Origin of the sequence: Clostridioides sp. ZZV15-6598, assembly GCF_020657705.1 — a bacterium.
GTDB classification, from domain to species: domain Bacteria; phylum Bacillota; class Clostridia; order Peptostreptococcales; family Peptostreptococcaceae; genus Clostridioides; species Clostridioides difficile_F.
Genome location: NZ_JAGWCS010000398.1, coordinates 1 through 209, shown reverse-complemented (window position 1 = coordinate 209; position 209 = coordinate 1). Strand labels below are relative to the sequence as shown.

The following is a 209-nucleotide window of genomic DNA, read 5'->3' as shown; positions in this document are numbered from 1 at the left end:
AAAGATGAATTTTGAGGAAGATTAACTTCTATTTTTTTGTTTGCTATATCATCGCCAATTTTGTACCATTTTGCATAGCCATTTGAATCTATTTGATATGTGAAAGATTTTTCTGATGATAAATTAGTAATAGAATCTTCACTTACATATGTTTGTGTTGCAAATTTTAGGTATTCTGTACCATTTTCTTTATACAGTTTGATATCACT

General features: G+C 26.8%; 1 protein-coding gene. It reads right to left on the bottom strand.

The window, feature by feature from the left end; all coding sequences use genetic code 11:
• A partial coding sequence (locus tag KGF50_RS22230) for a hypothetical protein (RefSeq protein ID WP_227850030.1) occupies positions 1–209 on the bottom strand: 209 nt, incomplete at both ends.